This window comes from Actinoplanes hulinensis (genome assembly GCF_019429605.1).
Classification (GTDB): domain Bacteria; phylum Actinomycetota; class Actinomycetes; order Mycobacteriales; family Micromonosporaceae; genus Actinoplanes; species Actinoplanes campanulatus.
This window is the reverse complement of record NZ_JAHXZI010000024.1, coordinates 18100-42910: the sequence shown is the minus strand read 5'-3', so window position 1 is coordinate 42910 and position 24811 is coordinate 18100. Positions and strand designations below refer to the sequence as shown.

25 protein-coding genes and 1 pseudogene are annotated in these 24811 nt (G+C 70.0%); 15 read left to right on the top strand and 11 right to left on the bottom strand.

Annotated features, from left to right (window positions below):
* The first annotated feature begins 8 nt into the window (after positions 1-8).
* The 4 genes and pseudogenes from KZ829_RS35555 to KZ829_RS44935 form a co-directional block, all read left to right on the top strand.
* On the top strand, positions 9-974 hold the full coding sequence (locus tag KZ829_RS35555; protein WP_220148223.1) for an ATP-binding cassette domain-containing protein: 966 nt from the start codon (positions 9-11) through the stop codon (positions 972-974).
* Positions 971-1762: an ABC transporter permease gene (locus tag KZ829_RS35550; RefSeq protein WP_220148222.1), complete on the top strand. Its 792-nt coding sequence runs from the start codon at positions 971-973 to the stop codon at positions 1760-1762. Before KZ829_RS35555 ends, KZ829_RS35550 begins: the two co-directional genes overlap by 4 nt.
* A gap of 816 nt (positions 1763-2578) precedes the next feature.
* Entirely contained in the window at positions 2579-3166 is a 588-nt protein-coding gene (locus KZ829_RS35545; RefSeq protein ID WP_220148221.1) for an HDIG domain-containing metalloprotein, read from the top strand.
* A 295-nt stretch (positions 3167-3461) separates the two neighbouring features.
* Positions 3462-3743, top strand: a pseudogene (locus KZ829_RS44935) (hypothetical protein); the annotation flags it as partial.
* Here KZ829_RS44935 and KZ829_RS35540 read toward each other — a convergent pair.
* Both KZ829_RS35540 and KZ829_RS35535 read right to left on the bottom strand, forming a co-directional pair.
* Entirely contained in the window at positions 3653-4264 is a 612-nt protein-coding gene (locus KZ829_RS35540) for an SMI1/KNR4 family protein (RefSeq protein WP_220148220.1), read from the bottom strand. The pseudogene KZ829_RS44935 and the gene KZ829_RS35540 overlap by 91 nt on opposite strands.
* A gap of 139 nt (positions 4265-4403) precedes the next feature.
* Complete coding sequence (locus KZ829_RS35535; protein WP_220148219.1) at positions 4404-5015, bottom strand: hypothetical protein; 612 nt, start codon at positions 5013-5015, stop codon at positions 4404-4406.
* Between the two features lie 316 nt (positions 5016-5331).
* Here KZ829_RS35535 and KZ829_RS35530 point away from each other — a divergent pair, with 316 nt between their 5' ends.
* Positions 5332-6228: an alpha/beta fold hydrolase gene (locus tag KZ829_RS35530; RefSeq protein WP_220148218.1), complete on the top strand. Its 897-nt coding sequence runs from the start codon at positions 5332-5334 to the stop codon at positions 6226-6228.
* 13 nt (positions 6229-6241) lie between these two features.
* Here KZ829_RS35530 and KZ829_RS35525 read toward each other — a convergent pair whose 3' ends face one another.
* Positions 6242-6454: a helix-turn-helix transcriptional regulator gene (locus KZ829_RS35525; protein ID WP_220148217.1), complete on the bottom strand. Its 213-nt coding sequence runs from the start codon at positions 6452-6454 to the stop codon at positions 6242-6244.
* Positions 6455-6578: 124 nt separating this feature from the next.
* Between KZ829_RS35525 and KZ829_RS35520 the strand changes: the two genes are divergently transcribed.
* From KZ829_RS35520 to KZ829_RS35510, 3 genes are all read left to right on the top strand, one after another.
* Complete coding sequence (locus KZ829_RS35520; RefSeq protein ID WP_220148216.1) at positions 6579-7085, top strand: hypothetical protein; 507 nt, start codon at positions 6579-6581, stop codon at positions 7083-7085.
* A gap of 243 nt (positions 7086-7328) precedes the next feature.
* Positions 7329-8066, top strand: coding sequence for a response regulator transcription factor (locus KZ829_RS35515; protein WP_220148215.1), 738 nt, complete (start codon positions 7329-7331; stop codon positions 8064-8066).
* Positions 8067-8168: 102 nt separating this feature from the next.
* Positions 8169-8741, top strand: coding sequence for a hypothetical protein (locus KZ829_RS35510; protein ID WP_220148214.1), 573 nt, complete (start codon positions 8169-8171; stop codon positions 8739-8741).
* 46 nt (positions 8742-8787) lie between these two features.
* Here the strand turns inward: KZ829_RS35510 and KZ829_RS35505 are convergent, their stop codons facing one another.
* From KZ829_RS35505 to KZ829_RS35495, 3 genes are read right to left on the bottom strand one after another with little or no spacing between them, the layout of a single operon-like run.
* The gene (locus KZ829_RS35505; protein WP_220148213.1) at positions 8788-9960 is read right to left on the bottom strand and encodes an ABC transporter permease; all 1173 of its coding nucleotides are present in this window, start codon (positions 9958-9960) and stop codon (positions 8788-8790) included.
* Positions 9957-10622 carry an ABC transporter ATP-binding protein gene (locus tag KZ829_RS35500; RefSeq protein ID WP_308285796.1) on the bottom strand — a complete coding sequence of 222 codons (666 nt, stop codon included), beginning with the start codon at positions 10620-10622 and terminating at the stop codon, positions 9957-9959. Before KZ829_RS35500 ends, KZ829_RS35505 begins: the two co-directional genes overlap by 4 nt.
* A complete protein-coding gene (locus KZ829_RS35495) occupies positions 10619-11671 on the bottom strand; it encodes a peptidoglycan-binding domain-containing protein (protein WP_220148212.1) in 1053 nt (350 codons plus the stop codon). Before KZ829_RS35495 ends, KZ829_RS35500 begins: the two co-directional genes overlap by 4 nt.
* Before the next feature lie 90 nt (positions 11672-11761).
* Between KZ829_RS35495 and KZ829_RS35490 the strand changes: the two genes are divergently transcribed.
* Positions 11762-12457 (top strand): response regulator transcription factor, encoded by a 696-nt coding sequence (locus tag KZ829_RS35490; RefSeq protein ID WP_220148211.1) that lies wholly within the window; start codon positions 11762-11764, stop codon positions 12455-12457.
* A complete protein-coding gene (locus KZ829_RS35485) occupies positions 12454-14214 on the top strand; it encodes a sensor histidine kinase (RefSeq protein WP_220148210.1) in 1761 nt (586 codons plus the stop codon). Before KZ829_RS35490 ends, KZ829_RS35485 begins: the two co-directional genes overlap by 4 nt.
* A 62-nt stretch (positions 14215-14276) precedes the next feature.
* On the opposite strand, the gene KZ829_RS35480 is transcribed toward KZ829_RS35485, so the two are convergent.
* Positions 14277-15290, bottom strand: a complete 1014-nt coding sequence (locus KZ829_RS35480) for a glycoside hydrolase family 26 protein (protein ID WP_372453970.1) — start codon at positions 15288-15290, stop codon at positions 14277-14279.
* A gap of 379 nt (positions 15291-15669) precedes the next feature.
* Here KZ829_RS35480 and KZ829_RS35475 point away from each other — a divergent pair, with 379 nt between their 5' ends.
* Positions 15670-16020 carry a hypothetical protein gene (locus KZ829_RS35475; RefSeq protein ID WP_220148208.1) on the top strand — a complete coding sequence of 117 codons (351 nt, stop codon included), beginning with the start codon at positions 15670-15672 and terminating at the stop codon, positions 16018-16020.
* Positions 16017-16667 (top strand): nucleotidyl transferase AbiEii/AbiGii toxin family protein, encoded by a 651-nt coding sequence (locus tag KZ829_RS35470; RefSeq protein WP_246636822.1) that lies wholly within the window; start codon positions 16017-16019, stop codon positions 16665-16667. The genes KZ829_RS35475 and KZ829_RS35470 overlap by 4 nt, the downstream gene beginning before the upstream one ends.
* Here the strand turns inward: KZ829_RS35470 and KZ829_RS35465 are convergent.
* Positions 16604-16900: a helix-turn-helix domain-containing protein gene (locus tag KZ829_RS35465; protein WP_246636841.1), complete on the bottom strand. Its 297-nt coding sequence runs from the start codon at positions 16898-16900 to the stop codon at positions 16604-16606. The genes KZ829_RS35470 and KZ829_RS35465 overlap by 64 nt on opposite strands.
* Positions 16901-17264: 364 nt before the next feature.
* On the opposite strand from KZ829_RS35465, the gene KZ829_RS44695 reads away from it, so the two are divergent.
* Positions 17265-18104, top strand: coding sequence for a DUF6807 domain-containing protein (locus tag KZ829_RS44695; protein WP_220148207.1), 840 nt, complete (start codon positions 17265-17267; stop codon positions 18102-18104).
* 8 nt (positions 18105-18112) lie between these two features.
* Positions 18113-19336: an ROK family transcriptional regulator gene (locus KZ829_RS35455; RefSeq protein WP_308285795.1), complete on the top strand. Its 1224-nt coding sequence runs from the start codon at positions 18113-18115 to the stop codon at positions 19334-19336.
* A gap of 119 nt (positions 19337-19455) precedes the next feature.
* On the opposite strand, the gene KZ829_RS35450 is transcribed toward KZ829_RS35455, so the two are convergent.
* Complete coding sequence (locus tag KZ829_RS35450; RefSeq protein WP_220148205.1) at positions 19456-23040, bottom strand: glycoside hydrolase family 3 C-terminal domain-containing protein; 3585 nt, start codon at positions 23038-23040, stop codon at positions 19456-19458.
* Positions 23041-23198: 158 nt separating this feature from the next.
* On the opposite strand from KZ829_RS35450, the gene KZ829_RS35445 reads away from it, so the two are divergent.
* Complete coding sequence (locus KZ829_RS35445; RefSeq protein WP_220148204.1) at positions 23199-23342, top strand: hypothetical protein; 144 nt, start codon at positions 23199-23201, stop codon at positions 23340-23342.
* A 16-nt stretch (positions 23343-23358) separates the two neighbouring features.
* Here KZ829_RS35445 and KZ829_RS35440 read toward each other — a convergent pair whose 3' ends face one another.
* A complete protein-coding gene (locus KZ829_RS35440) occupies positions 23359-23628 on the bottom strand; it encodes a hypothetical protein (RefSeq protein WP_220148203.1) in 270 nt (89 codons plus the stop codon).
* A 219-nt stretch (positions 23629-23847) separates the two neighbouring features.
* Positions 23848-24738, bottom strand: coding sequence for an SPFH domain-containing protein (locus tag KZ829_RS35435; protein WP_220148202.1), 891 nt, complete (start codon positions 24736-24738; stop codon positions 23848-23850).
* Positions 24739-24811 lie beyond the last annotated feature (73 nt).

The following is a 24811-nucleotide window of genomic DNA, read 5'->3' as shown; positions in this document are numbered from 1 at the left end:
CACATCCCATGACGAACCTGGCCATCGCGGCTCACGGGCTGCGCAAGTCCTACGGCGACAAAGTCGTCCTCGACGGCGTAGACCTGGCCGTACCGGAAGGAACGATCTTCTCCCTGCTCGGCCCGAACGGCGCCGGCAAGACCACCACGGTCCAGATCCTGTCCACCCTCGTCTCCGCCGGCCCCGGCTCCGGCGCCATCCACGTCGGAGGTCACGACCTCGCCGCCGACCCGCAGGCGGTACGCCGCACGATCGGCGTCACCGGCCAGTTCTCCGCCGTCGACGGGCTGATCACCGGCGAGGAGAACATGCTGCTCATGGCCGACCTGCACCACCTCTCCGACCGCGCGGGCCGGCGCACCGCCGCCGAACTGCTGGAACGCTTCGACCTGGTGGACGCCGCGAAGAAGCCCGCCTCCACCTACTCCGGCGGCATGAAACGGCGCCTGGACCTGGCGATGACCCTGGTCGGCAGGCCGCGAATCATCTTCCTCGACGAACCGACAACCGGCCTCGACCCGCGCAGCCGCCACAACATGTGGCAGATCATCCGCGACCTCGTCGCCGACGGCGTCACCGTCCTCCTGACCACCCAGTACCTGGAGGAGGCCGACGAACTCGCCGACCGCATCGCCGTGCTCACCGACGGCCGGATCGCCGCCGAGGGCACGGCCGAGGAGCTGAAGCGGCTCATCCCCGGCGGGCACGTACGGCTGCGTTTCGACGACCCCGCGGCGTACGCCCGGGCCACCGGCGCCCTGCGCGAGACCGTACGCGACGACGAGGCGCTGACCCTGCGGATCCCCAGCGACGGCACCCAGCGCGAGCTGCACGTGATCCTCGGCCGGCTGGACGCCGCCCGGGTGCACGCCGACGCCCTCACCGTGCACATCCCCGACCTCGACGACGTGTTCTTCGCCCTGACCGGCGGCACGGCCGGCGTCACCGACAAGCCCAAGGAGACCGTCCGATGAGCACCCTCGCCCTCGCCGCGCGCGACTCGTCCACGATGCTGCGCCGCAATCTCCTGCACGCCCGGCGCTACCCGTCGATGACCCTCAACCTGCTGCTCACCCCGATCATGCTGTTGCTGCTCTTCGTCTACATCTTCGGGGACGCGCTGAGCGCGGGAATCGGCGAGGGAGGTCCGGACCGTTCCAAGTACATCGCCTATCTCGTCCCGGGCCTGCTGCTGATGACCGTCGGCAGCACCGTGATCGGAACCGCGGTCTCCGTCGCCAACGACATGACCGAGGGCATCATCGCCCGCTTCCGTACGATGGCGATCCACCGCGGTTCGGTGCTGGTCGGGCACGTCGCCGGCAGCGTGCTCCAGTCGGTCCTGAGCGTGGTCCTCGTCGGCGCCGTCGCCGTGGCCATCGGTTTCCGCTCCACCGACGCCACGGTGCTGGACTGGTTCGCGGCGTTCGGGCTGCTCGTGCTCTTCGCCCTGGCGCTCACCTGGATCGCGGTCGGCATGGGCCTGGTCAGCCCGAACGCCGAGGCCGCCAGCAACAACGCGATGCCGCTGATCCTGCTGCCGCTGCTGTCCAGCGCGTTCGTCCCGGTCGAGTCGATGCCCGGCTGGTTCCAGCCGATCGCCGAGTACCAGCCGTTCACGCCCGCCATCGAGACTCTCCGCGGCCTGCTGCTCGGCAGCGAGATCGGCCACAACGGCTGGCTCGCCGTCGCCTGGTGTGCCGGGCTCGCGGTCCTCGGCTATTTCTGGTCGGCGTCGACTTTCGACCGCGACTCGAAGTAGCCGCGACTGTCCTGTTCAGGCGGCGTACACCGACACCACGTCGGTGTACGCCGCCCTGTTCGGCGTCGCCCTTACCCTCCGACGACCTTGGTGCCGGTGGCATACGGCGGGAGTCATTCCGAGAAATTCTCCGTGGCCAAGAACCACAACCGAAGAACTCGCATCACACCAGGCACGAACGCGATCACCCGTCGGGAAAGGATCCTCCGATGCGTACGTTCCCCCTGCTGCTCGCGGTGTTGAGCGCCGACGGCGGCACCGATTGGGTCCGTGCCTGACTGGGCTCTGTCGCCGCCCGGGCTCGACAAGCCGCTTGGAGGCGTGGGCAGCGAGACTCCAGGACGGATTCCGGACGCCTGCCGTTGGTGTGAGGGACATCTCAAAGGCACTGTGCATTTTCGGTCACAGACATCGATGCTGCTCAGTGGTGCCGCGACCAGGCCCAGAGCCGGCCGGCGGCAACCTGAACAGAACGGCGTTTCCCTTTCGTTCACCTTCACGTCACGCCCTTCCGGCACTGTGACCCACGGCAAATGGAGCTGTCACACTAGGTAGCTTTGCCGCGGATCGACCGAGAGGGGGCGACATGGCCAAGAAGGACAAGAAGAGCAAAAAAGACAAGAAGAAGAGCAAGAAGAAGTAACGCTGCGGCGTCTCGCCCGGCGTAAGACGGGCGAGACGCGCCATCGCCCGTGAGCCCGACCGTCTCGGTCATCACCGCCGGAATCCGAGAAGAGCGGCACACCTGTCCGCTGTCGCCGGCGGCGAACCCGTTCCACTCCCGCCTGAACGCCACAATGACCACGGAGGAGTCTCATGACCGACGCTCTTCGTTCCGTCGGAGATGTCCACCGTGCCCGTGACCTCGCGCAGAGGCTGCTGGTGGATCTACCGGAACGCTGGCGGCACACGATCGGGGTGGCGCGACGGGCCGAAATGGCGGCCGCCACGGTCGGGCCGCGCAGCGAGGGCGAGATTCTGGTGGCGGCGGCCTGGCTGCACGACATCGGATATGCCGCCACCCTGTACGACACCGGCTTCCACCCGATCGACGGCGCTTGCCATCTGGAGACAACAGGGTGGCCGTCACGCATCGTCGCGCTGGTCGCCCACCATTCCGCGGCGCTGTACGCGGCCCAGACCCGCGGGCTGTCCGAAAAGATCACCCGATTCTCGCGCGAGCAGTCGCGAGTATCCGACGCGCTGACCTACGCGGACCAGACGGTCAGCCCGAACGGCAGGGTTGTCAACTTCGAACAACGCCTCGCCGACATGCTCCACCGGCACGGACCCGACTCCCCCAACGCGGCCGCACGCCAGCTCCGTACACCGCTGTCGCGCGCCGCGGTCGTACGCGTCCAGCATCGACTCGCCATGGTCGACCATCTGCCTTCGGCAGCGTGACCGAGCCGCGCCGCAGCCCATCGAGCGGTGGCGAGACAGAATCCGCCGGCAGCGGCCTGGCCGGGTCCTGGCCGCCGTCACCCGCCGGGTCGTTCCAGCCCCGAACGGCAGTAGTGATCGTCGCGTGACGAGATTCGCCCGCCACGGAGGGCTCGGCTGTGGCCGGCGGGTGGGGTGGTAGCGACGAGGCCGCGGCGGACAGTCTCCGGCGGGTGCGAGGGACGAGGCCGCGACCAGGTGATCGGGTCCGCGTTGTGTCGCCGGCCGGTTTCCCAGCGCGGAGTGGGCCGAGCAGGTCGTGGAGACGCCGGCCGGATGGGGGTTGCGGCCCGAACTCGGGGAGCATGCCCTCGACCGGCGTGGATTCCTGGCCGGCCGCGACGAGGACCGGCTCGCCGACGTCAACGACGCTCTGCGCGATCCAGGGGTACGGCGGCCCTTTAAGCGCCGCGCACGATCGGCGGCAAATGAGAAGTTGCGAAAGGCCTACTGGAAGGGCGCCGGCCGAAGGGGCTCGCCGTTGACTTCCGTCATTCCCGCCAGGTCCCACCAGAGAGTTTGGTCCTCGGTGACATAGGGATGCCATTCGCCGACAACGCCGCCTTGCTCGAGAGCGTCCGCGACCGCTGTCAGGTAGGCGCTCAAGGACGGCCATGCATTCGAGAAGTCGGCGGGGTTGCCAGTGGGCGCCATGCCCAGCTGAGCGTGATGAGGGCCGGGCCTCAGATCGATGACCTGCAAGGCGCAGCCCGTGTCGCCGAACGGTATCCAGAGTTCGTGCCACCAGGGCTCAGTGTTCGGGCTGTGCACCGCGAAACCGTCGACGTCGGGCCCGATATCCATGCGTATCTCATATTGCTCGACGATGTCTTTGAGCCCGAGGGGTGTAGCTTCCGGAAGAATATTCGCCCACTCGGTCAGGCCGTCATGGCGGAGTAGGGACTCAACGAGTTCTGCTGGGAACGCAACGCCTGCCTGAGTCTCTGCCGTGACGATCAGGTCAGGCGTCGACGGCCCGGCGAGCAGGGCTCCACTCCCCGGGGTGTACTGGTGCAGCCAGCCCTCTATCCGGGCCCAGGCTTCTGTCACGGTCCCCACGCGGCCAGTCTATGGACCGGGCCATCCGGCTGCGATCCGGCAAGGTCTGGGTGCTGGATCAGGACACACCGATGGACGCGGTCGGCCCGCTGACCGCCCATCGTGTTCGCCGCAGCGATTGCCGACGCGGCGTCACGACTCAGCGGTCCGGCCTGCGCTCGTCTGTCCGGTCGTGTGTGAAGTCGGCCCAGTCCACGACGTCGGCCCGGTTGACCTTGCGGTAGAACTCCTGGGCCTCGGTCCGCAGCAGCAGCACGGTCGCCATGGCCAGCGCGACGAGCACGCCCGCCACCAACGTGCTGTGCGTGACCGGGTACCAGGATACGAGCAGGTCCTCCAGCAGATGGTCCACCTGCTCGTCGAGGCCGCTGCCCCAGGTCACCAGTTCCGGCGCTACGGCCAGTCCGCAACCCAGGCTCGCCCATCCGGCCACTGCCACCAGCCACACGCCGACCTGCGCCCAGCGCTGCCGGGAGGAGAGCGACCGTGCGAGCCAGCCGGTCGTCAGCAGAACCACGCCGGCGGTCAGCATGTCGTAGTTCAGCCGTGCGCGGACCTCCGCCGGTGCGTCCGCCTCGTCCACTCCGAGGGCCGCCATCGCCTGTAGGTAGGCGTCGTCGGCGGCGTCGAGATGGCGTCGGGCGACGATGGAGATGATCAACAGGGGTACCGCCAGGACGGCGGCGACCAGCAACGCGACCCGCGCCAGCCGCACCGCCAACGGCGGGCGCTCCCCGGCCTCCACGACCACGTCGCCCCCTAATGAAGTGATCTTGACGAGTCAGGATAGGGGACGGCGCTCCATTCGCCAACGCCGATTTCCGGCACGCGATCAGCCGGGCCGCCTCGGAGATGCTCGGATGGCGGGAGGAGGAGCTGCTCGGCCGGCCGGTCCACTCGGCGCCGCACATCGCTCCCGCGCACGGCGCGCCGAAGCCGGAGTCCGAGTCCCCTCCGGCAGCCAGCCGGGCTTATCGTGCATTTACCTCATATTCGCAGAAGCGCGTTCGCCCCGGCCGAGAAGACCTTGATCGACATACCCGGCGGTGCGGTGCGACGATCCCCGGATGGGCTGGTGGAAGCGGTATCACGACGACATGGTCGCGGCACGACGTCGCCTGGCGAACCCGCCGGTGCCGGTGGCCGACTTCCGGTCCACCCACGGGACGGTCAGCTTCGCCAGGTTCGGAACCGGCCAGGCCGTTCTCGTCCTGCACGGCAGCGGCGGCGGCTGGGACCAGGGCGCCGACTGGGCACAGCGGCGCCTGACCCGGAACCACACCGACGGGTACGACGTGATCAGCCCGTCCCGGTTCGGCTACCCCGGCTCCCAGCTCCCCGACGGCGCCTCCGTCAGCGACCAGGCAGCCGCCCTCACCGAACTGCTGGACCACCTCGGTGTCGAACAGGCGGACGTGGTCGGCCTGTCCGCCGGCACGGTCACCGCGCTCCAACTGGCCGCCGACCATCCCCGGCGCGTGCGGCGCCTGGTCCTCGAATCACCCCTGCTGCCGCTGGCGGGACGGGCGCCACTGCCTCCCGTCCCGGCGGTACGCGTCCTGGCCCGGGCACAGTTCCTGCTGTGGCTCACCACGAAGATCCCCGCCGTGGTGAAACTGGCCGCGGGAGCACCCCCCGCACGGCTCGCCAAGGACGACCTCGACGAGCTGAACGCGATCAACGCGACGATGTTCCCACTGGCTCCCCGCCGGGCCGGCACCGTTCACGACCGGGCCACGGTGGCAGAGCACGCCCTCGCCGACCGCATCCCCGTCTCCGGGATCACCGCCCCGGCACTCATCATCAACGCCGCACACGCCCTGCTGGCGCCCCACGACGACGTCGAACGGTTCAGCGCCCGGCTACGCGACGCCCGCACCCTCGAACTGGACCACGGCGGACACGTCCTCATCGGCAACGTCGAAACCCTGCGACAGGCGGTCACCGGGTTCCTCGACGCATGAGCGCGGCGGCCCTCTACATCTCGTCGGCGTCGTCCGCGGCGGGCCGGTGGGCTTTCATCCACGTCTCGACGTCCTCGGTCAGCCAGATCTTGCCCTGAGCCAGGTCCGCGACCGGCTTCGGGAAGTCCGCCCGAGTGGTGATCTGATAGGCGCGTTGGCGGCTGACACCGCCAAGGCGCACACGGATCTCGTGTGCACCCATGAGGCTGATCGGCTTCGCTGGCATACAGCGGACTATAGCCGAATGACAAGATGCATCGGGACCACCGGCTTCACGACAAGCAAGTCCCACCCGACCGAGCTGTATCGGGTGGGACATACTGCCCGGCATGTTCACCCGGTTCAGGCCCATGACGGCCATCGCACTCGTCGCCTGCCTGCTCGGCGGCTGCGCCGAGGACCGGCACGAACCGGGACATGTACGGTGTACCGAACACGAAGAAGAGCGGGTGGCCGTGCTGGCGCAACTTCCGATCCTGGACGCGCATCCCGCCTCCACCGAGGCCACCGGCACGTTCTCCGGCTGCGGGCAGGACGACTCCGGCGATCCGGTCGCCTCCCACGCCGCTCAGACCTACCGCAGCACGTTGACGGAAGGCGAGATCCGCGCCTTCTACTGGGACGAGCTCATGAGGGACGGCTGGCGAAACGCCTCCACCGCGATCGCCCCCGAGGTCGCTCCGCCACTCGCCTTCCTGCGCGGCATATCGTGCCTGGTCAAAGACGTCGCGGGCACAAGGGTGGTGTTCACCATCGCCTTCGACCCGCCACCGAGCCCCGCCACGTCCCCGGCGTCGGCGACATTCGCGATCACAGCGGCCGACCAGGACCCCGAGTACCTCCGGTCCCCCTGCTGAGTCGAAACCCGCCTTCGACCCGATGTGACACAGGTCGCGGCGTTCCGAACAACCGGCCAACAGGGATGTACCGGCGCGATATCCGTTGGTAACAGTCCGCAACTAGCGTGCAGACCTGCACGGCCCCACACCGCCCGGCGGCTCCGGCCTCGCGGAAGGTCGTGCCGACACCTGGCCGGTCGTACCGCCGGCCTCCGAGCTCTCGGATGGCGTTCGATTCTCGCGGTGCTGGAAGGGATGTCGATGAAACTTCTCCTGCTGACCGACAAACGTCTCGATGTATTGCCGGCGCTGGACCTGCTGCCGTACTCCGTCGAGGTCTCGCCGCGCCTTGACGGGACCGAAGCGATCAGGGATCCGCACGTGGCCGTGGTCCTGGTCGATGCCTCCGGGCACCTCAACCAGGCCCGCGCAACCTGTCGCGCCATTCGCGCGAACGGCCTGAGCGCACCGCTGATCGCCCTGCTTCGTGAAGCGGAACTGGCCGCTGTCGCGGCCGACTGGTCCATCGACGACTTCGTGCTGACGACCGCCGGCCCGGCGGAGGTCGCGGCCCGGCTGACCATGGCGGTGAAGCGGCGCGGGCTGGAGGCATCGACCGGGGACGAGTCGATCACCGTCGGTGACCTGACCATCGATCCCCACAGCTACACAGCCCGGCTGCGTGGCGAACCGCTCGCCCTGACGTACAAGGAGTTCGAGCTGCTCAGGTTTCTTGCTCAGCAACCCGGCCGGGTGTTCAGCCGTGATCAGTTGCTGCGCGATGTCTGGGGCTACGACTACTTCGGCGGAACCCGCACGGTGGACGTACACGTACGCCGCCTACGGGCCAAACTCGGACCTCGCTGCGAACGGATGATCGGCACCGTCCGCCAGGTCGGATACAAGTTCGCCGCACCAACGGCGGACACCGGCGCCGCCGGCGCTCGCTCGGTTGACGAGGACTCCTGGGACGCCCGTCTCCGTGCTCTCGTCGGTTGAGGTGGCCGGGATTCGGCGGCGAACCTGACCGGTTTCTGATCATTGGTCGTCAGGCTGTCCGGCGCGGTGGGGACGGACCCCACCCCGGACAGGAGGATTTCCATGCGTCGGTGTGTGCTGGTGGGTGCCGCGGTCACGGTGTTCGTGCTGTCGGCCTGTGGATCGCCCGGCGACACGTCCACGGAGGACAGCGGTACGAAGGTCGCCACGTTGCGCAGCGCGGCGCCGGCGGGCGGGCCGTCGGCGGCCGTGTCCCGGCCGGAACGCCCCCGGGAGAAGCTCGGCATGACGGCCGAGGAGTACGAGGCGCTGCTCGAGCCGTACAACAGGTGCATGCGGGAGCAGGGTTTCGACGCGCGGGAGTCGAGGAAGAAAGCGGCCGACGCGGCGGCGGTGGCCGAGTCGGGCGACGACGGGGCGGTACGGGCGAACCGGATCTGTGAGCCGCAGTATCTGCCGCTGCCGCCGTGGGAGAAGGACCCGGCCAACCCGGAGGCCCGGGACTTCGCGGTCGGCGTGGTGAAGTGCCTGAAGGGCAAGGGCGTCAAGCTCGTCGAGGTGGCCGAGGACGGCATCTCGATCGCGCTGGGCGGAGAGAACAACGACGCACTGTCGATCCGGCTCGGCATGGAGCACATGTCCGCCTGCGAACGTGAGGTCGCGGCCTCGTCGTAGCACCCACGGGAAGGCGGCGGCCGGGATCCCCGGCCGCCGCCTTCCGTCATGCGCTGGTCAGGGCCTGCGCCGGGGGCAGGCGGGCGGCCCGCACGCACGGATAGACACCGGCGAGGACGCCGATGACGACGGCGCCGCCCACGCCGAGCGCCGCCGACTCGGCCGGCACCACCAGCGGCCAGTCCTGCCAGCGGGCGTACCCGATCGTGGCGAGCAGGCCGAGCACGGTTCCCGCCAGGCCGCCGGCGGCCGACAGCACGATCGACTCGGTGAGGAACTGGCCCCGGATCTGACCGCGGGTGGCGCCCAGCGCCCGTCGCAGGCCGATCTCGGAGCGGCGTTCCAGAACGGAGACGACCATCGTGTTGGCGACGCCGATGCCGCCGATGACCAGGGCGACGGCGGCGAGCGCCAGGAACAGCACGGAGAAGCTGCTCTCGGTGGCCCGTTTGGCGGCGAGCGCGTCGGACGGGCGGGTCACCAGGACCTGGCCGGGCCGCTCCGGGTTGATCGACTCGGCCAGCACCGACCGTACCGTCTCCAGCCGGCTCTCCTCGGCGCGCAGGTAGACGACCGTGGGACGGCCGTCGAAGCGCAGCTCGGCGCGGGCCGCCTCCCAGCCGACGAGCACCGACCGGTCGATGTCGGGCGACAGCGGGATCGGGGCGAGCACACCGACCACGGTGAACCAGCGGTCGTCGATCATCACCTGCGGTGCGGACCCGCCCGGGGCCAGGGTGGTGATGCCGAGCCGGGTGGCGGCGACCGAGCCGAGGACCACGGTGGGGAACTCGGCGGTGGCCGGGTTCAGCCATTGGCCCGACGCGATCCGGGCGCCGAGCACCGGCAGCAGGTCGAGGCGGGTGGCCAGGACGGTCAGGCCGTTGCCGTTGCCGCGGTCGGTGCGGTCGTTACGCCGTACCAGAGTGTGGGTGTTGCCGACCGCGCTCGCGGCCCGGACCGGGCCGATGCGCTGGACCATCGCCACCGCCGTCTCCGGCAATCGGGCCGGCGGATCCTGATCCGGGACGGGCATCGCCTGGAGGGTGTCGGTGCCGAGCGCCGACAGTTCACGAACCAGGGCGGCCTGGCTGGAGGCCGGGATGCCGGTCACCACGATCATCGTGGCGATGCCGATCGCGATGCCGAGTCCGGACAGCACCGCCCGGACCGGCCGGGTACGCAACCCGACCACCCCGAGGGAGAGAAGGTCGATCATGCGACGAGCCGCCCGTCGCGGATCTCGACGCGCCGCGGCAGCGCGGCGGCGATCTCCCGGTCGTGGGTGATCAGCGCGATCGTGGCGCCCTCGGCGTTGAGCCGGTGCAGCAGGGCGAGCACGGCCTGGCCGTTGGCGGTGTCCAGGGCCCCAGTCGGCTCGTCGGCCAGCACCACCGACGGCCCGTTGACCAGGGCGCGGGCGATCGCGACCCGCTGGCGTTCACCGCCGGACAGCTGATGCGGGCGGTGCCCGGCGCGGTGGGCGAGGCCGACCCGCTCCAGGGCCTGCCGGGCCAGTTCCGCACGGCGGCGGCGGGCGACACCGGCGTAGAGCAGGCCGGTGGCGACGTTGTCGGTGGCGCTCAGGCCGTCGGCCAGGTGGAACCGCTGGAACACGAAGCCGATCTCGCGGGCCCGCAGCGCCGACAGCCGCCGGTCGGGCAGTGCGGCGATGTCCTGTCCGGCGATCCGGACCGTGCCGGAGGTGGGCCGGTCCAGCGTGCCCATGATGTTGAGCAGGGTCGACTTGCCGGAACCGGACGGGCCGACGATGGCGACGAACTCCCCGGCGTGGATGTCGAGGTCGACGCCGGCCAGCGCGGTCACACCGCCGGGGTAGACCATGCCGGCGCCGCGGATCGACAGCACCGGGCCGGTCACGACGCCACCACCACGCTGGTGCCCTCGGCGAGGCCGTCGCCGGTGATCTCGACCCAGCCCTGGGCGAACATCCCGGTGGTGACGGCGACCAGGCCGGTCGTGGTCTGTACGGCGTAACCGCCCTCGGCCAGCGCGACGAGCGCCTCGACCGGGGCGGCGAGCACGTTCTCGCGGACCTTCCCGGCGAAGTCGACCCGCACCTCAGCAGAGTCGATCTTCGCGATGGTCTTCGGCTTGTTCAGCGTCACGGTGATCGCCAGTTTCGGGGTGGCGTCGCCGACCGCGCCGTCGGCCGCCGCCAGCACACGGCCGACGGACAGGACCCGGCCCGCGACCGTACGCTCGTCGGGCAGCACCACCGTGACCGCGGCGCCGCGCTCGATCGAGGCGGCCTCGGACACGTCGGCGGCCACGGTGATCACCTTGCGGGTGGCGGTCACCGACAGGAGCGGGCCGTCGGCCGGGGCGCCCGGTTGCACGGCGACCGACTCGACCCGAACCGCCCCGGCGAGCACCTCCACGTCACCGACCGCGATCGCACCGGTCTCCGGCAGGCCCTGGTCCCGCTGCCATCTCTTGATCGCCGTGATGAGCTGTGGGGTGAGGACGGCCCGCTGCACACCGATCGCGTAACCGAGGGCCCCGAGGTTGTCCGCGATGATCCGCACGTCCCGGCCGGCGAGCCCCTTGCCGGTGATCGTCCGGTACAGGGGCATGCCGCCGTAGAACAGCGGAACCGGGAGGTCGTCGGCCCGGTACAACTGTCTCCCCCGCTTCACGGTGGCGCCGGGTGCCGGAAGCCACGTGACGGTCGCCTGCTTGTGGCCGGTCACGGCGCGCGCCGGCCCGTACCCGATGGTTCCGGAAATGCTCTTCGACGTGCTCAGATCGCGCCGCTGCAACGTGGTGGTGGCGACCGCCTCGGTGACCGCCGTCGCCGGTGTGCCGGGGTCGCGCGGCCGGGTGACCAGGACGACGGCGGCGGCCGCCAGAACGGCGGCCCCGGCGGCCAGCCACCGCCACGGCCGGGTGTCATTGTTCGCAGACATGCCGGGCAGCCTCGGTGACGATCTTTAGAAAGCTGTCAGGTCTCGCCGAGCAGCGCGGCGCGGCTTGCACCGGCACCTATAGTCGCCGCCATGTGTGCACACGTTCTGATCGCCGATGACGATCCTCGTCATGCCGAGGTGGTCCGCCGCTATCTGGCCGCCGACGGCCACGAGGTGACCGTGGCGCACGACGGCCGGACCGCGCTCGACCAGGCGCGCCGGCTACGGCCGGACCTGCTGGTGCTGGACGTGATGATGCCGCGGCTCGACGGCCTGCACGTGTGCCGCACACTGCGCGCCGAGTCGGACGTGCTGGTGCTGATGCTGACCGCCCGTACCAGCGAGGACGACCTGCTGCTCGGCCTGGAGCTGGGCGCCGACGACTACCTGGCCAAGCCGTACAGCCCCCGCGAGTTGACCGCCCGGGTCAGGACGCTGCTGCGCCGGTCGACCCGGCCCACGCCCACGCCCACGTCCGAGACGCGCACGGTCGGCCGGGTGGCCCTGGACCCGGTACGGCACCGGGTGACCGTCGACGGTGAGCCGATCGTGTGCACCCGGGGCGAGTTCGCGATCCTCGCCGCCATGTCCGAACAACCCGACCGGGTGTTCAGCCGCGCCCAACTGCTGCACCACACCCGCGGCGTTGACCGCAGCTCGACCGAACGCACCATCGACGTACACGTGATGAATCTGCGCCGCAAGATCGAGACTGATCCGCAGCGGCCGGTTCAACTGCTCGCCGTCTACGGCGTCGGCTACCGCTTCTCCCCCGGGCCGGCATGAACCGGGTGCCCTGGCGGCACAGCCTGGTGACCCGCCTGCTGGCCACCTCGGTGCTGATCGCCGTCGCCGCGATCGCGGCCACCGCCTGGCTGGCCACCCGCACCGCGACCCGCGCGATCACCCAGGAGCAGGGCCGCTCGCTCACCGACGACAAGGGCGTCTACGACATGCTCGTCGCCTACGCGGCCGGGCATCCGGACTGGTCGGGCGCTCCGGAACCGATCCGGCTACGAGCCGCGGAACTCGGCCGGCGGATCACGCTGATGACCGAGGACCGGCAGGTGATCATCGACTCCGGGCCCGGCCCGTCGCTGCGGACCGCCCGGCCCTCGGCCGTCGTCGACCCGCTCGGCCTGGACCTCGGGCTCACCGGCGGCACCGACCGCATCGACGCCCGGGCGGTCGGCCCCTACCTGCTGCCGGCCGCCGAACGCGCCGCCCTGCGCAGCGGCGCCCGCAAGACCCTGAACTGCCTGACCGAACTCGGCGTCAGCGGCCGCATCGTCGACACCCCGAGCGGCCGGCCCACCATCGAGCTGACCAGCACCGACACCGAGGGCGCCATGATCAGGTGCGGGGCAGGCCGGGACGAGAACCCGACCGCCACCGAACAGAGGGCACTGCGCACGCTCGGCACCATGACGGCCGGGTGTCTCGGCCGGCGCGACGGCACAACCGTGGTGGTGACGCCGCAGTTCCGGGCGTACGTGCTGTCCGCCAAGCAGGCCGCCGACCGCAGGGTCGCGGCGATCCCGGCCGAGCAGATCGCCGATCCCGCGACGAGCGCCCGCGCCGGCTCGTGCCTGGAGAAGTCCCGCCGCACCCAGCTCCAGCCGTACGTCGCCCCACCGGCGTTACTGTTCGTCACCGACCCGGACACCGGCGCCGACCGGACCACCTTCACCCTCACCCGCGAGAACACCATCCGGATCGTCACCGTCACCGGCGCGGTCCTTCTCGCCACCATCGTGGTCACCGTTCTGGCCGGACGCCGGCTGGTCCGACCATTGCGCGCCCTGGCCGAGACGGCGGGCGGACCGGAACCCGCGGTCGTCACCGGCCGTGACGAGATCGCCCACCTGGCCCGGGCACTGAACGCCTCGGCACGGCAACGGCGCGCCATGGTCAGCGACGTCGCGCACGAACTGCGCACGCCGCTCACCAACATCCGCAGCTGGCTGGAAGCCGCACAGGACGACCTCGCGCCCACCGACGACCAGCTGGTGGCGTTGCTGCACGAGGAGGCGATGCTGCTGCAACACCTCATCGAGGACCTCGCCGATCTCGCCGCCGTCGATGCGGGCACCCTCCGGGTGCACCCCGAGCCGCTCCCCGTGCGAGACCTCGTCGACCAGGTCACCGACGTCCATCGGGGCACGGCACAAACCGCGGGGGTACGCCTGGAGGCGGACGTCTCCGGCGACCCGATCGTGTCCGCCGATCCGGTCCGGTTACGTCAGGTGATCGGCAACCTGGTGTCGAACGCGCTGCGCCATACCCCACCGGGCGGCGTGGTCACGGTCTCCGCCCACGATCACACCATCGAGGTACGCGACACCGGCGCCGGCATCAGCGAGGAGAACCTGCCGAAGGTCTTCGACCGTTTCTGGCGGGCCGACGAGTCCCGCGGCCGGGCGACCGGCGGAACCGGCCTGGGCCTGGCCATCTCCCGCCAGCTCGTCGAGGCACACGGCGGAACCATCTCGGCCGCCAGCACCCTCGGGCGCGGATCCGTCTTCACCGTGCGCCTGCCTTGAACGCGAGTCAGAAGCACTGAGGCCGCCACCCCTGGTGGGGTGGCGGCTCGGTGTGTGTCCGGTCAGCTCAGCTTGACGTTGAAGATCGGGTTGGCGGCGAGCTTCTTGAAGGCGGCGAGGCTGCCCGGGGTGCTGTTGATGCTGATGTCCCGGTTGCCCTGGTCATCGGCCTTGGTGTCGAAGTGCACGATCGCCTTGATCGCGGGACGCTTCTTCAACTCCGGGATGACACTGTTGTAGACCGCGGACTTGTCGGTCTTCTTACCGATCCGGTGATACCCGCCCCACTCGGCGACCATGATCGGCTTGCCCTTGTGCTTCGTGGTCGCCCACTCGTAGAAACCGGTGCCGCCACCCTTGGGCTTACGGTCCAGCAGGTCAGCGAACTTGCCGTAGTGGTAGTAGCCCTTCTCCACGCTCACGTAGGAGTCCAGGCCGATCCAGTCCACCACGTCGTCGCCCGGGTACAGGTCCTTCCACCACGACTGGGCCATCCACTTCTCGTTACCCATGTAGGCCATCACGTTCACCACGTTGTCGGCGCCCTGCGCCTCCAGCCGCTGAATCGTGTGCCGGTACATGGCCTTGAAGTCCTTGGCCTCCCAGCCCGAACCCTTCTTCGCCTTCACGTCGTTCTCCGGCTCATGGTTCAGCACCAGGAACACGTCCTTGTCATACGCCTTGATCCGCTTCGCGAACGCGTCGATCCGGGCGTCCTGCTCACCCTTGGCAACCTTCGCCCAACTGGAGCCGTACGCGATCTTCCAGTTCAACAGCAGCACCCGCGGGTTCGCCGGATCCTGGGTCATCGCGATCTCCGACTTCGTCGGGAAGACTTCGTCACCCTTGTGATACGTGTGGAAGATCGTCGCGGTCCGCCCCGACATCTTCTCCCAGTTCCTGTGCTCCAGATCACGGGGCTTGCTGGTGAACCCACCAGCCGCACCACCCCACAACACGCCGCACGTCGGAACGAGGTTGGCGTCGGTGACACACTTCTTGACCGGCGCCGCGACAGCGGCGGTCGGCGCCACGACAGCGGTGCTACCCGCGAATACGGCGGTCAAGGCTGTCACAATCATCGGCAGCTTGGCGCGTCGCAAAATAATCTCCCCCGTTTGTCCGGCACGTTGTCGGCCGGGCATGGGAAAGAGATTCCAGGGCGGCAGTTGCGTGCCAAGTGCCCGAACCGGTGCCACCCGGTTGCGGCCAAACAGACCCCGGGGCGAACGACTCGCCACGGAGGATCGACCACGAGAACGCCGGGTTTACCAAACCCGGCCCCGAACTGGCGCGAACGCTGAACGGCCTCACGCACCTGCAGACGCCACGCGGCACTAACGACGCCGCCCGGGCGTCCCGGCTTCGTGAGAGGCCACCCGATTGGCCGGGACGCCGTGCCTTCCGCGCATCGTCGCTGTTCGAGGGCGCCCGGGACCACGTACCCTGGGCGGCGTGGGTAACCGTGCGACGGCGTCAGCGGGCTGGCAGAGCCGGCCGGGCCGCCGTGCGCTCGTCGCCACCGATCTGGGCACGCTGCGGGGCCCGGTGAACGGGATCATCCACCTGCCGTTCCGGCTGGTGTGGGCGCCCCCGCCCGCGGGACGATTCGACTTGGATGACGGTTTCGACCGCAGGCGGATGTACGAGATCGTGCTCCGCGAAGCGGTCCGGCACGACGAGTTGCAGACCTGGCTGAACGGGGAACTCCTGGTGGCCCTGTGGCCGCGCCTGTACCTGCCCCGCGGTCTACGGCAGGCGTGGGAAGCCGCTCATCCGGTTCTTGCCGCTGTGGCCGTCGTTTGACCGACCCCGTCGACGCGTTCCACCTCCAGGTGGCACGGATCGCCCTGGCGGTCGCCGACCGGTTCGGGTTCGCCCTCGGCGGCGGCCTCGCGCTGATCCTGCACGGCATCGTGTCCCGGCCCACCGAGGATGTCGACGTGTTCGGCGAGGAACACTGCAGCGTGGCCGCCGCCACCGCGGCGGTAGCGGCGGCGCTGGCCGAGGCGGGGATCGGCGTCGACCAGGTGCACACGTCCTCCGACGTCGTCGACGGCCTGGACTATCTGATGACAGAGCTGGTCGCGTACCGGCCGGACGGCGGCATGGTCCGGTTGAGTCTCGGGCACCTGTCGCGCACCCGGGAGCCGGTGCTGCTGGACATCGGGCGGGTGATGGCCGTCGACGATCTGATCGCGTGGAAGGTCGCCGCCCTGGTCAACCGGGCCGAGGTCCGCGACTTCGTCGATGTGGCGGCGTTCCTGGCGGACCACTCCCCCGGCACACTTCTGGACCTGGCACGGACGGCGGATCCGGGCCTGTTCGACGAGGATGTCGCCGCGGCCGGGCGCCGCCTGGACGAGACCCCCGACCGGGCGTTCGCCGCCTACGGCGTCGACCCCGAGCAGGTACGGCAGCTGCGGAAACGCTTCACGGACTGGCCCCGCTGACCCGATCGCCGCCCACCCCGCCACCCGGTGTTCAGATCGGCGAAGGCCTGCTGCAACACCACCGCGGACACCTCACCCAGCCAGGCCCGCTGGCCGGTCTGCTTGGCCTCGGTGATGACCCGCTTCGAGAGGTCGCTGTCGGAGATGTACCTCTCGCCCGCCTCGCGGGCCTGCCGGCGCAGCCTGAGCCCGTCGTTGAACACCACCCGGGCGCATCCGAACGCTCTTGCCAGCGCGGTGCTGGGCCGCGTCCGGATACACCCGGTAGGCGGCCGTGGCGGTCGCGTATTTCAGCAGGTCGGCGTAGGTGATGACGGTGACCGTGGTGCCGCCGGCGCCGCTGGTGGTCCCGCCGTTGGTGGAGGCGAAGCCGTCCGCCTTGTCGGGCCAGGTGCCGCCGCCTCCGGCGACGAGGGTGAAGCCCCACTGCTGGGTGGCGGCAGGCGATGTCTTCGCCGTTCCCCCGCCAGGCAGGCGGGTGCCGTGCTGGCTTTCACGCGCGGAGGATCCGATCTGAAACTTTCAGTGACGGGCCGGGCCCACCGTCGTCGAAGCAACCGCCGTCACACCGCAGCGGCCTGGCACTATCCTGCAACCGTGACAAGTGACGCCGTCGAAGTTCTGCGTCTCGGCGACCATGCCGTCGCCGAGTACGCGTGGCGCCCACCCCTGCCGACGTCACTGGCACCCCGGCCCTATCTGCATCCCATCCGCACGCTGGGCGGCACCACCGTGACGGAGCTGATGCCGGCGTCACACCGGCACCACCTCGGCGTCAGCGTCGCGGTCGCCGAAGTGGACAAGCACAACTTCTGGGGCGGGCGCACCTTCATCCCGGGGCACGGACCGGCCTGGTTGGACAACCAGGGCAGCCAGGAACACGCGCGCTGGCTGCGGCGCACACCCACGCGGCTCAGCCACACCCTGCGCTGGAACACCATCGACGGCGCTCCACTGCTGTCGGAACGACGCGAGATCTCTGCCCGGTTGCTCGGCCCGGACGTCTGGGCCCTTGAGTTCGGGTTCACCCTCACCAACGTCGCCGGCCAGGAACTGCCGATCCGAAGCCCGGCCGCACACGGCCGGATCGGCGCCGGGTTCGGCGGCTTCTTCTGGCGGGCTCCGTTCGGCGACTGCCGGATCACCGCCGAAACCGGAACCGGCACCGACGCCGTCCACGGCCGGGCCGCCCGATGGCTCTCCGTCGCCGGACCCGGCTGGACCCTGGTCTTTCTCGGCGCCGACGCGGCCACCCGGGCCGACCGCTGGTTCGTGCGCACCCGCGACTACCTGGGCATCGGGTCGTCGCTCGCCTGGGAACAACCCCTGCGGCTGGAGCCAGGATCCGTCCTGCACCGCCGCATCGTCACCGTTATCGCCGACGGTGACCTGCCCAGCGGGCAGGCCGCCGCGTACGCCGACGACCTGGCCTCATGATCGGGCCGGTGCATCGGGTCGCGCCCCATTTGGACATCCCCATCCGACAGGACGACCTCCGCGCCCACAACCTGGTCCTGACGTTCCGGCAGATCGTCGCGGCACACGACACGCCGATCTCGCGCAGCGAACTGGCCACGGCCACCGGGCTGACCCGGCCGACCATCTCGCGGATCGTCGACGACCTGCTCACCGCCGGACTGATCGTCGAGGCCGGTCCCGCCCGCTCCGGATCCAGCGGCCGGCCCCGGGTCGGACTGAGCCTGGCCCGCACCGGACCCGCCGGCCTCGGCCTGGACATCCGGGCCGACGTCCTGTCCGCATGCGTCGTCGACCTCACCGGCGCAGTCCGGCACCTCGACTTCGTCCCGCACACCGGGACCGAACCGGCCACCGTGCTGCCGAGCCTGGCCGCGATGGCGGACCGCGCCGTCCAGGCCGCCGCCGCGGAGAACCTCACCGTCGTCGGCGCCACCATGGCGGCGCCCGGGCCCGTACAGGACGATTCGATCGTACGATTCGCGCCCATGCTCGGATGGCGAGACGTGGACGCCGGCGCCGCCCTCTCCGCCGCCATCTCCCCCGGATCGGCCGTTCTGCCGGTCCTGGTCGGCAACGACGCCCGGCTCGCCGCGCTCGGCGAGTGGCACGCGGCCGGCCAGACGATGCGCAATTTCGTCTGCGTCAGCGGTGAGTTCGACATCGGCGCCGGCCTGTTCCTCGACGGTGCGCAACTCAGCGGCTGGGCCGGCGAACTCGGGCACGTCATGGTCCGCAGCGACGGCCCGTCATGCGCTTGCGGGGCAGCCGGGTGCCTGCAGTGTTACGCCGGGCTGACGGCGATCCTCGCCGCGGCGACGGGACGCGGCCGCGAGGACGGTAGCTCTCCGGCCGTTGCTATCGACACACTGGTCTCGGTCGGTGACCCGCGAATCCTCGACACTCTCGATGACGCCGCCGTCGCTCTCGGCATCGCCATCGCCGGCCTGGTCAACCTGGTGACGGTCGACACCGTCCTCCTCGGCGGCAGCTACTCGCTGCTGGCGTCCTGGCTCGTCGACGGCATCGACCGGGAACTGCGCCGCCGCGTCCTCAGCGCGAATTGGGCACCGATCGAGGTCCGCCCCGCCCCGCTGGGCCCGGACGCCGCGGTGATCGGCGCCGCGCTCAGCGCCGTCAACCGGGTACGCGAAGACCCCAACGGTTGGCTGGCCCGCGTTCGGTCACGCTGATTCCAGGCCCTGGATCTGCGAGACTCGGACGAGCCGTTGCGTACCTCGGCTGATCGAAGACGGCATGGCGCCGGTTCCCGGGGGCGGGCGCGATGCCTCCGGGAACCGGCGTGGGCGCCTCAGCCGATCGCTGTGGCGAAGATGTGCATGCTGGCCTGGGCGGCGGTCACGCCCTGGCTGATGGTGGGCAGCGTGAGGTACCGGACTGTCTTGGCGGAGTCGAGGGCGGTCGACGTGTAGTAGAGGCTGACCTTGCGGACCCGCGGGTTGGACGCCGTGTTGTGGTAGGGCAGGGACGTGACGATGGAGCCGCCCTCCGCCGGCCTGTTGGCGTACCAGTCGGTGAACGTGAGGGTGAAGGTCTGTGTGGTGCCGTCGGTGTAGGTGACGGTGGCCGGGCCGGAGGGTGTGCCGCTGACACCGGTCCCGATCAGGCCGAGTCTGGTGCCCGAGCCCTGCAGGGCGATGGTCTGCCCGCCGGCGACCACGTTGTCGGCGCTGCCCGCGGCGGCTGCCGGCCACGTGAAGGTGAGGCCGTCATGGTCGACGGTGCCGCCGGCAGTGATGGCCGGTGTCGCCGCGGCGAGCGCCTGCGCGGAGTAGGAGTAGCCGCCGCCGTCGAGGTCACCTGCCGCCGGTCGCGTGTCGTCGCTGATCCCCACGTTGCCGTAGGCCGCGGCCAGTGACGGGAACGGCAGCGAGACGGTCCGGGTGGCGGACGTGGTCGCCGGCCCGTTGACGCTGCGGAAGGTGACGCCGGCCGTCACGTCGAACGTTCCCGGCTGTTCCGGTGGCGTGAGCGTCCACGAGGACCGTACCGTCGCGCCGGGGGCGATCGAGGCGAAGGTGGTCGGGCCGTCCGGGGTCGCCGTCCAGCCGTCCGGCGTGTCGAGAGTCAGGGTGACACCGGTCAGCGGCACCGGGCCGGGGTTGGGCAGCGTGACCGCGGCGGTGATCGTGCTCCCGGCCGTGACCAGCGGCGGGACATCGAGGGTGAACGGCTGCTTGACCACGATCGGTGTGGTGCCGGTGACGCCGTCGAGGGTGACCGCGATGGTGGTCACGCCGGCCGAGATCGCGGTGATCCGGCCGGTCCGGCTGACGGTGGCGACGCGCGGGTTGCTGCTGCGGTAGGTCACCTTCGCCCGCCTGAGGTCGACGAACGACTCGTCGTTGTGGACGGCCTCGACGACCCGGTCGGCGCGCACGTGCTGACCGGCCTGGGCGGTGTCGTCGGCGATCCACGGGTTCCGGCCGGCGAGATCCACGGTGTCACCGGGGGTGAGCTGTACCCGGTCGGGCCGCACGGTCACGTACGAGACCCGCGGCGTGATACGGCCGTGGATCCGCACGTCGTCGGACCCGACCACGTTCGCCGCGTCGGTGGCGACCTGGAACCGGTAGCGCCCGTTGTAGACGACCTGCCGGCGATGCTTCTCGTCGTAGAAGGCCAGGGCGCTCGCCTGGATCCGGACGGCGATCGCCTGGCGCTCCCCCGGCTGCAGAACCCGGGTCTTCTGGAAGCCGACGAGCCGCATGGCGGGCAGGTCGAGCCCGGCGACGGCGGGTGTGGTGGCGTACACCTGGGCGACGGTGGCGCCGGCCCGCGTACCGGTGTTGGTCACGTCGGTGTGAAGGGTGATCCAGCCGTCCGGAGTGGTGCTCTCCCGGTCGGCGCGCACCTTCCCGTAGGTGAACGTGGTGTAGCTGAGCCCGTAACCGAACGGGTAGCTGGGTGTGCCGGTGAAGTACTGGTAGGTACGGCCGAGCCCGCCGGTCTGCGCCGGGGTGAGGCCGTAGTTCTGGATGTCGGGTAGCTGCGAGTCGTCCTTGTGCCAGGTGAAGCTCAGCCGCCCGCTGGGGTTGTGCGCGCCGAGGAGGACGCCGGCCAGCGCGGTGCCCTGGCTCTGGCCGTTGTAGGCCCCGAAGACGACCGCCGGGAACCTCTGCTGCGCCTGTTCGATCGCCACCGGCCCGCTCGCCTGCACGGCCAGCACCGATCGCGGGTTGCCGGCCGCTCCGATCTGGTCGATGAGTGACTGGTAGTTGCCGGGCAGGGCCAGGGTCGCCCGGTCCTTGCCTTCGGTAGCCACGTTCTGGTCGGTGCCGACGAACACTACGACCAGGTCGGCCGACGGCAGATCGGCCAGTGTCCGCGGGTCGCAGGCGGCCGCGGTGGTGGCGGTGGTCGACGTGGCGCAGGCGTCGAAGGTGACGGTGGCGCCGGGCAGCGCGTTCCGGATGCCCTGCACCGGGCTGACCCGGACGGTGGGGTCGCCGGAGTAGCCGCCCAGGGTGACGGTGTCGGCCAGGTCGCCGACGACGATCACCCGGTACAGGTTGGCCGGGTCGGCCGGCAGCACGGGGGCGCCGTTCACCTGATCGTTCTTCAGCAGCACCAGCGAGTTGGCTGCCACCTGCTCGGCGAGCCGCTGGTGGGCGGGGCTCTCGATCTGATCCTTGGTGATCGCGGTGTAGCTCACCCGGTCGGCGGGGTCGAACTCGCCGGTGGCCATCCGGGTGGTGAAGACCCGGACGAGCGCGTCGTCGAGCACGCCCACGCTCAGCACGCCCGCGTCGAGGGCTTCCTGGATGTTGGCGAGGGTGAATTCGTCGCCCCTGCAGTTGAGTTGCGTGCCGGCCCGCAGTGCCCAGGCCTGTGCGCCTGCCGCGCCGGAGAGCTGTCGCCCGGTCGCCGTGTTCGTCCAGGTGGTCCGGCCGCCGCTGGTGGCGGTGGTCCAGCCCGGTGGCGCCCAGTTGTGGCGGTTGGCGGCCCAGACGTCGGTGATGGCGCCGCAGTCGGAGGTGGAGTAGCCGCCGAACCCGAAGGTGCGTTCGGCCAGCACGTTGGTCATGTAGGTGTCGGCGGGCGCGGGCGTGCCGTTGACCCGGTTGTACGCAGTCATCAGGCCGGAGACGTGAGCGTCCTGGATGAGGCTGCGGAACTGCGGCGTGTAGTAGTTGCGGATATTGGCTTCGGTTGTGTTCGAGCTGCCGGATTCCCGGTTGGCCTCGACGTTGTTCAGGGCGAAGTGCTTGGCGGTGGCCGCGGTCTTCAGGTACGGCGTCAGCGGTTCCCCGGCGCGGCTCTGACCCTGGAAGCCGTTGACGTACGCCCCCGCGAGCTTCGCCACCAGCACCGGATCCTCGCCGAAGCCCTCGTCGTTGCGGCCCCAGCGCGGATCGCGGGCCATGTTGACCGTCGGCGCCCAGTAGCTCAGGTTGCCGTAGGCGTTGCGGTCCGGCCCGATGTTGTTCTGGCCGACGCCCCACAGCGACTTGTCGAGCAGGCCGCGGGCCTCGTCGGCGATGGCCGTGGTCTCCTGGTAGATCAGCTCCGGATCCCAGGACATCGACGTGGCCAGGTTGGTGGGGAAGCTCGTGGCGTGCACCCCGCCGCCGACGCTGCCGCGCCTGGCGTTGCCGCCGAGCCGGTTGACGCCGTGCTGGGCCTCGTTCCAGTACGTGTACTGCTGCACGCCCAGGCGCGCGATCGGCGGCGCGCTGTTGGTGTGCAGTTGGGCCACCTTCTCGGCGAGGGTCATCCGCGAGACCAGGTCGGCGGCCCTTTCGGCGAAGGTGTAGTGGGTGTCGAGATAGATCGGGGTGACCGGTTCGGCTGCCCGGGCCGGTGCGGTCGGGATGGCCCCGGCAGCCAGTAATCCCGCGATCAGCACAACGGCTCGGGTCCTCGGGCGCGCCATTCTTGTGTCCTCCTCAGGGCGGCGTCGCTGGCGAGGTTAAGACGATGCGACCATTTAAGTCAATCGGTGTAACTAACTCTCCATCGCTGGTCAGGCTATTTGTTTTAGCACTTTACGTAATCTCTCGCTCGACCTTGACGTTCGAGGGACGTCGATCCATGGAGCCGTCCAGGCGGGCCGGCCAGGAGATCCACGCAGTCGAAGGCGACACCGGCGCCCCGGACCGGCCGTTCGCCGCCTACGGCGCCGACCCCAGGCAGGTACAGCAACGGCGGAAACGCTTCACGGACCGGCCCCGCTGACCCGATCGCCGGCCACTCACACGTCAGGCCGCAGCCGGGTGAGTTCGAGGACGGGGATCGTACAGATCCCGGCCGTCTTCTCCGCGTACCCCGCGAAGCCGGGATAACGGTCGGCCTGCTCGTTGAACCGCCGAGGAAGTATTTCGGCTCGTCGGCGATGTTGCGCACCGACAGGGTGACCACGCAGTACCGGCCCTGTGCGGCGCGCCGGAGAGTTTCGATCCCCAGACTGGCGCGCGAACAGGGCGATCACCACGACCCCGGAGACGACGAGCGCGATCACCACCCTGTACGGGGTGGGCGTTCTCGACAGTGGGCGATGGGCAGCCGGATCAGGGCGGCGCCGTGAACCGGGTTCGTTTGCCATCGGACCGCTCCACGAGAACCGCCTGCTTCCCTTCCGTCACCGTGGGCCACCATCGTCGATGGCGCTACCGATATCGCCCGATCAGCAGCATACTTCGCTTGATCGGACAAGACGTGATCTTCCGGCAGGCTCATCGAGTCAGGTCTTCGCGGGCGCCGGAAGGTTCACGTTGCCGCCCTCGGGCAGCGGAAGGAAGGTCGGGCAGCCGGCCCGCGCCTCGCCGATCAGGCACTGCTGCATCACCTCGTAGAGCACGTAGCCATCCGGGCCGAGCACCTCGACGAGCTTGCGGATCTGCTTGAGCTTCTCCTCGACGGTGGCGTTCTGCTCGATGACCGCCTGCCGCTGGGTGATCGCCACCTGCGCGGCGGCCAGGCCGTCGACCAGTTCCTTCCGCGGTTGCGGCTTCTGCAGCGTCAGGTTGAAGTCGAGGAAGTAGGCCTTGCCGCCGGTCGTCGACATCACCGCGGCGCCGAGGTTGGCGTTGATCGCGGACTCGAACCGGGTCCGGGTCTCGGGATCGTTGTACAGCGCCAGCCAGTCGTACTTCTGGGCCTCCGCGGCCAGCGCCCGGCTGAGCGGGTGGCCGATGTAGAACCGCAGCATCTCCAGCCAGGACGCGGTGGTCCTGCCGTCGCCGTCGATCACCGGATGGAACTTCAACCCGATGTCCTCATGGAACTGGCGCAGCATGCCACCCTCCGAATCGCAGCCGGTGTCCAGATGGAAGGTGAGCCCGCCGGAGACCGTCATCTCCTGGTTGTCCTTGGAGACCACGGTGAAGGGGGCGCTCTCCGAGTCCTCGCTGCCGGTGAAGTCGAAGTTCCGCTGCCCGGCCGGGTAGGTGTAGTACTTCTCGCCGAGCCCGTCCCAGGCGCGGTTGTTCTGCGTGACGCACTCCTGGTAGGTGGTGGAGGAGAAGGCGCCGGCGTCGTAGTGCAGCGCCACCTGGTCGGATTCCGTGCTCACCGTGGTGCAGCCCGCGGTGAACAGGACCGCCAGGACCACCATCGAGACCATCCGGCGCATGCCGCCTCCCTCGTCACGTTTCCGGCACACAGCGTAAAGAGGTCAATCAACACCGGGCGATGAGCTCGGAGCC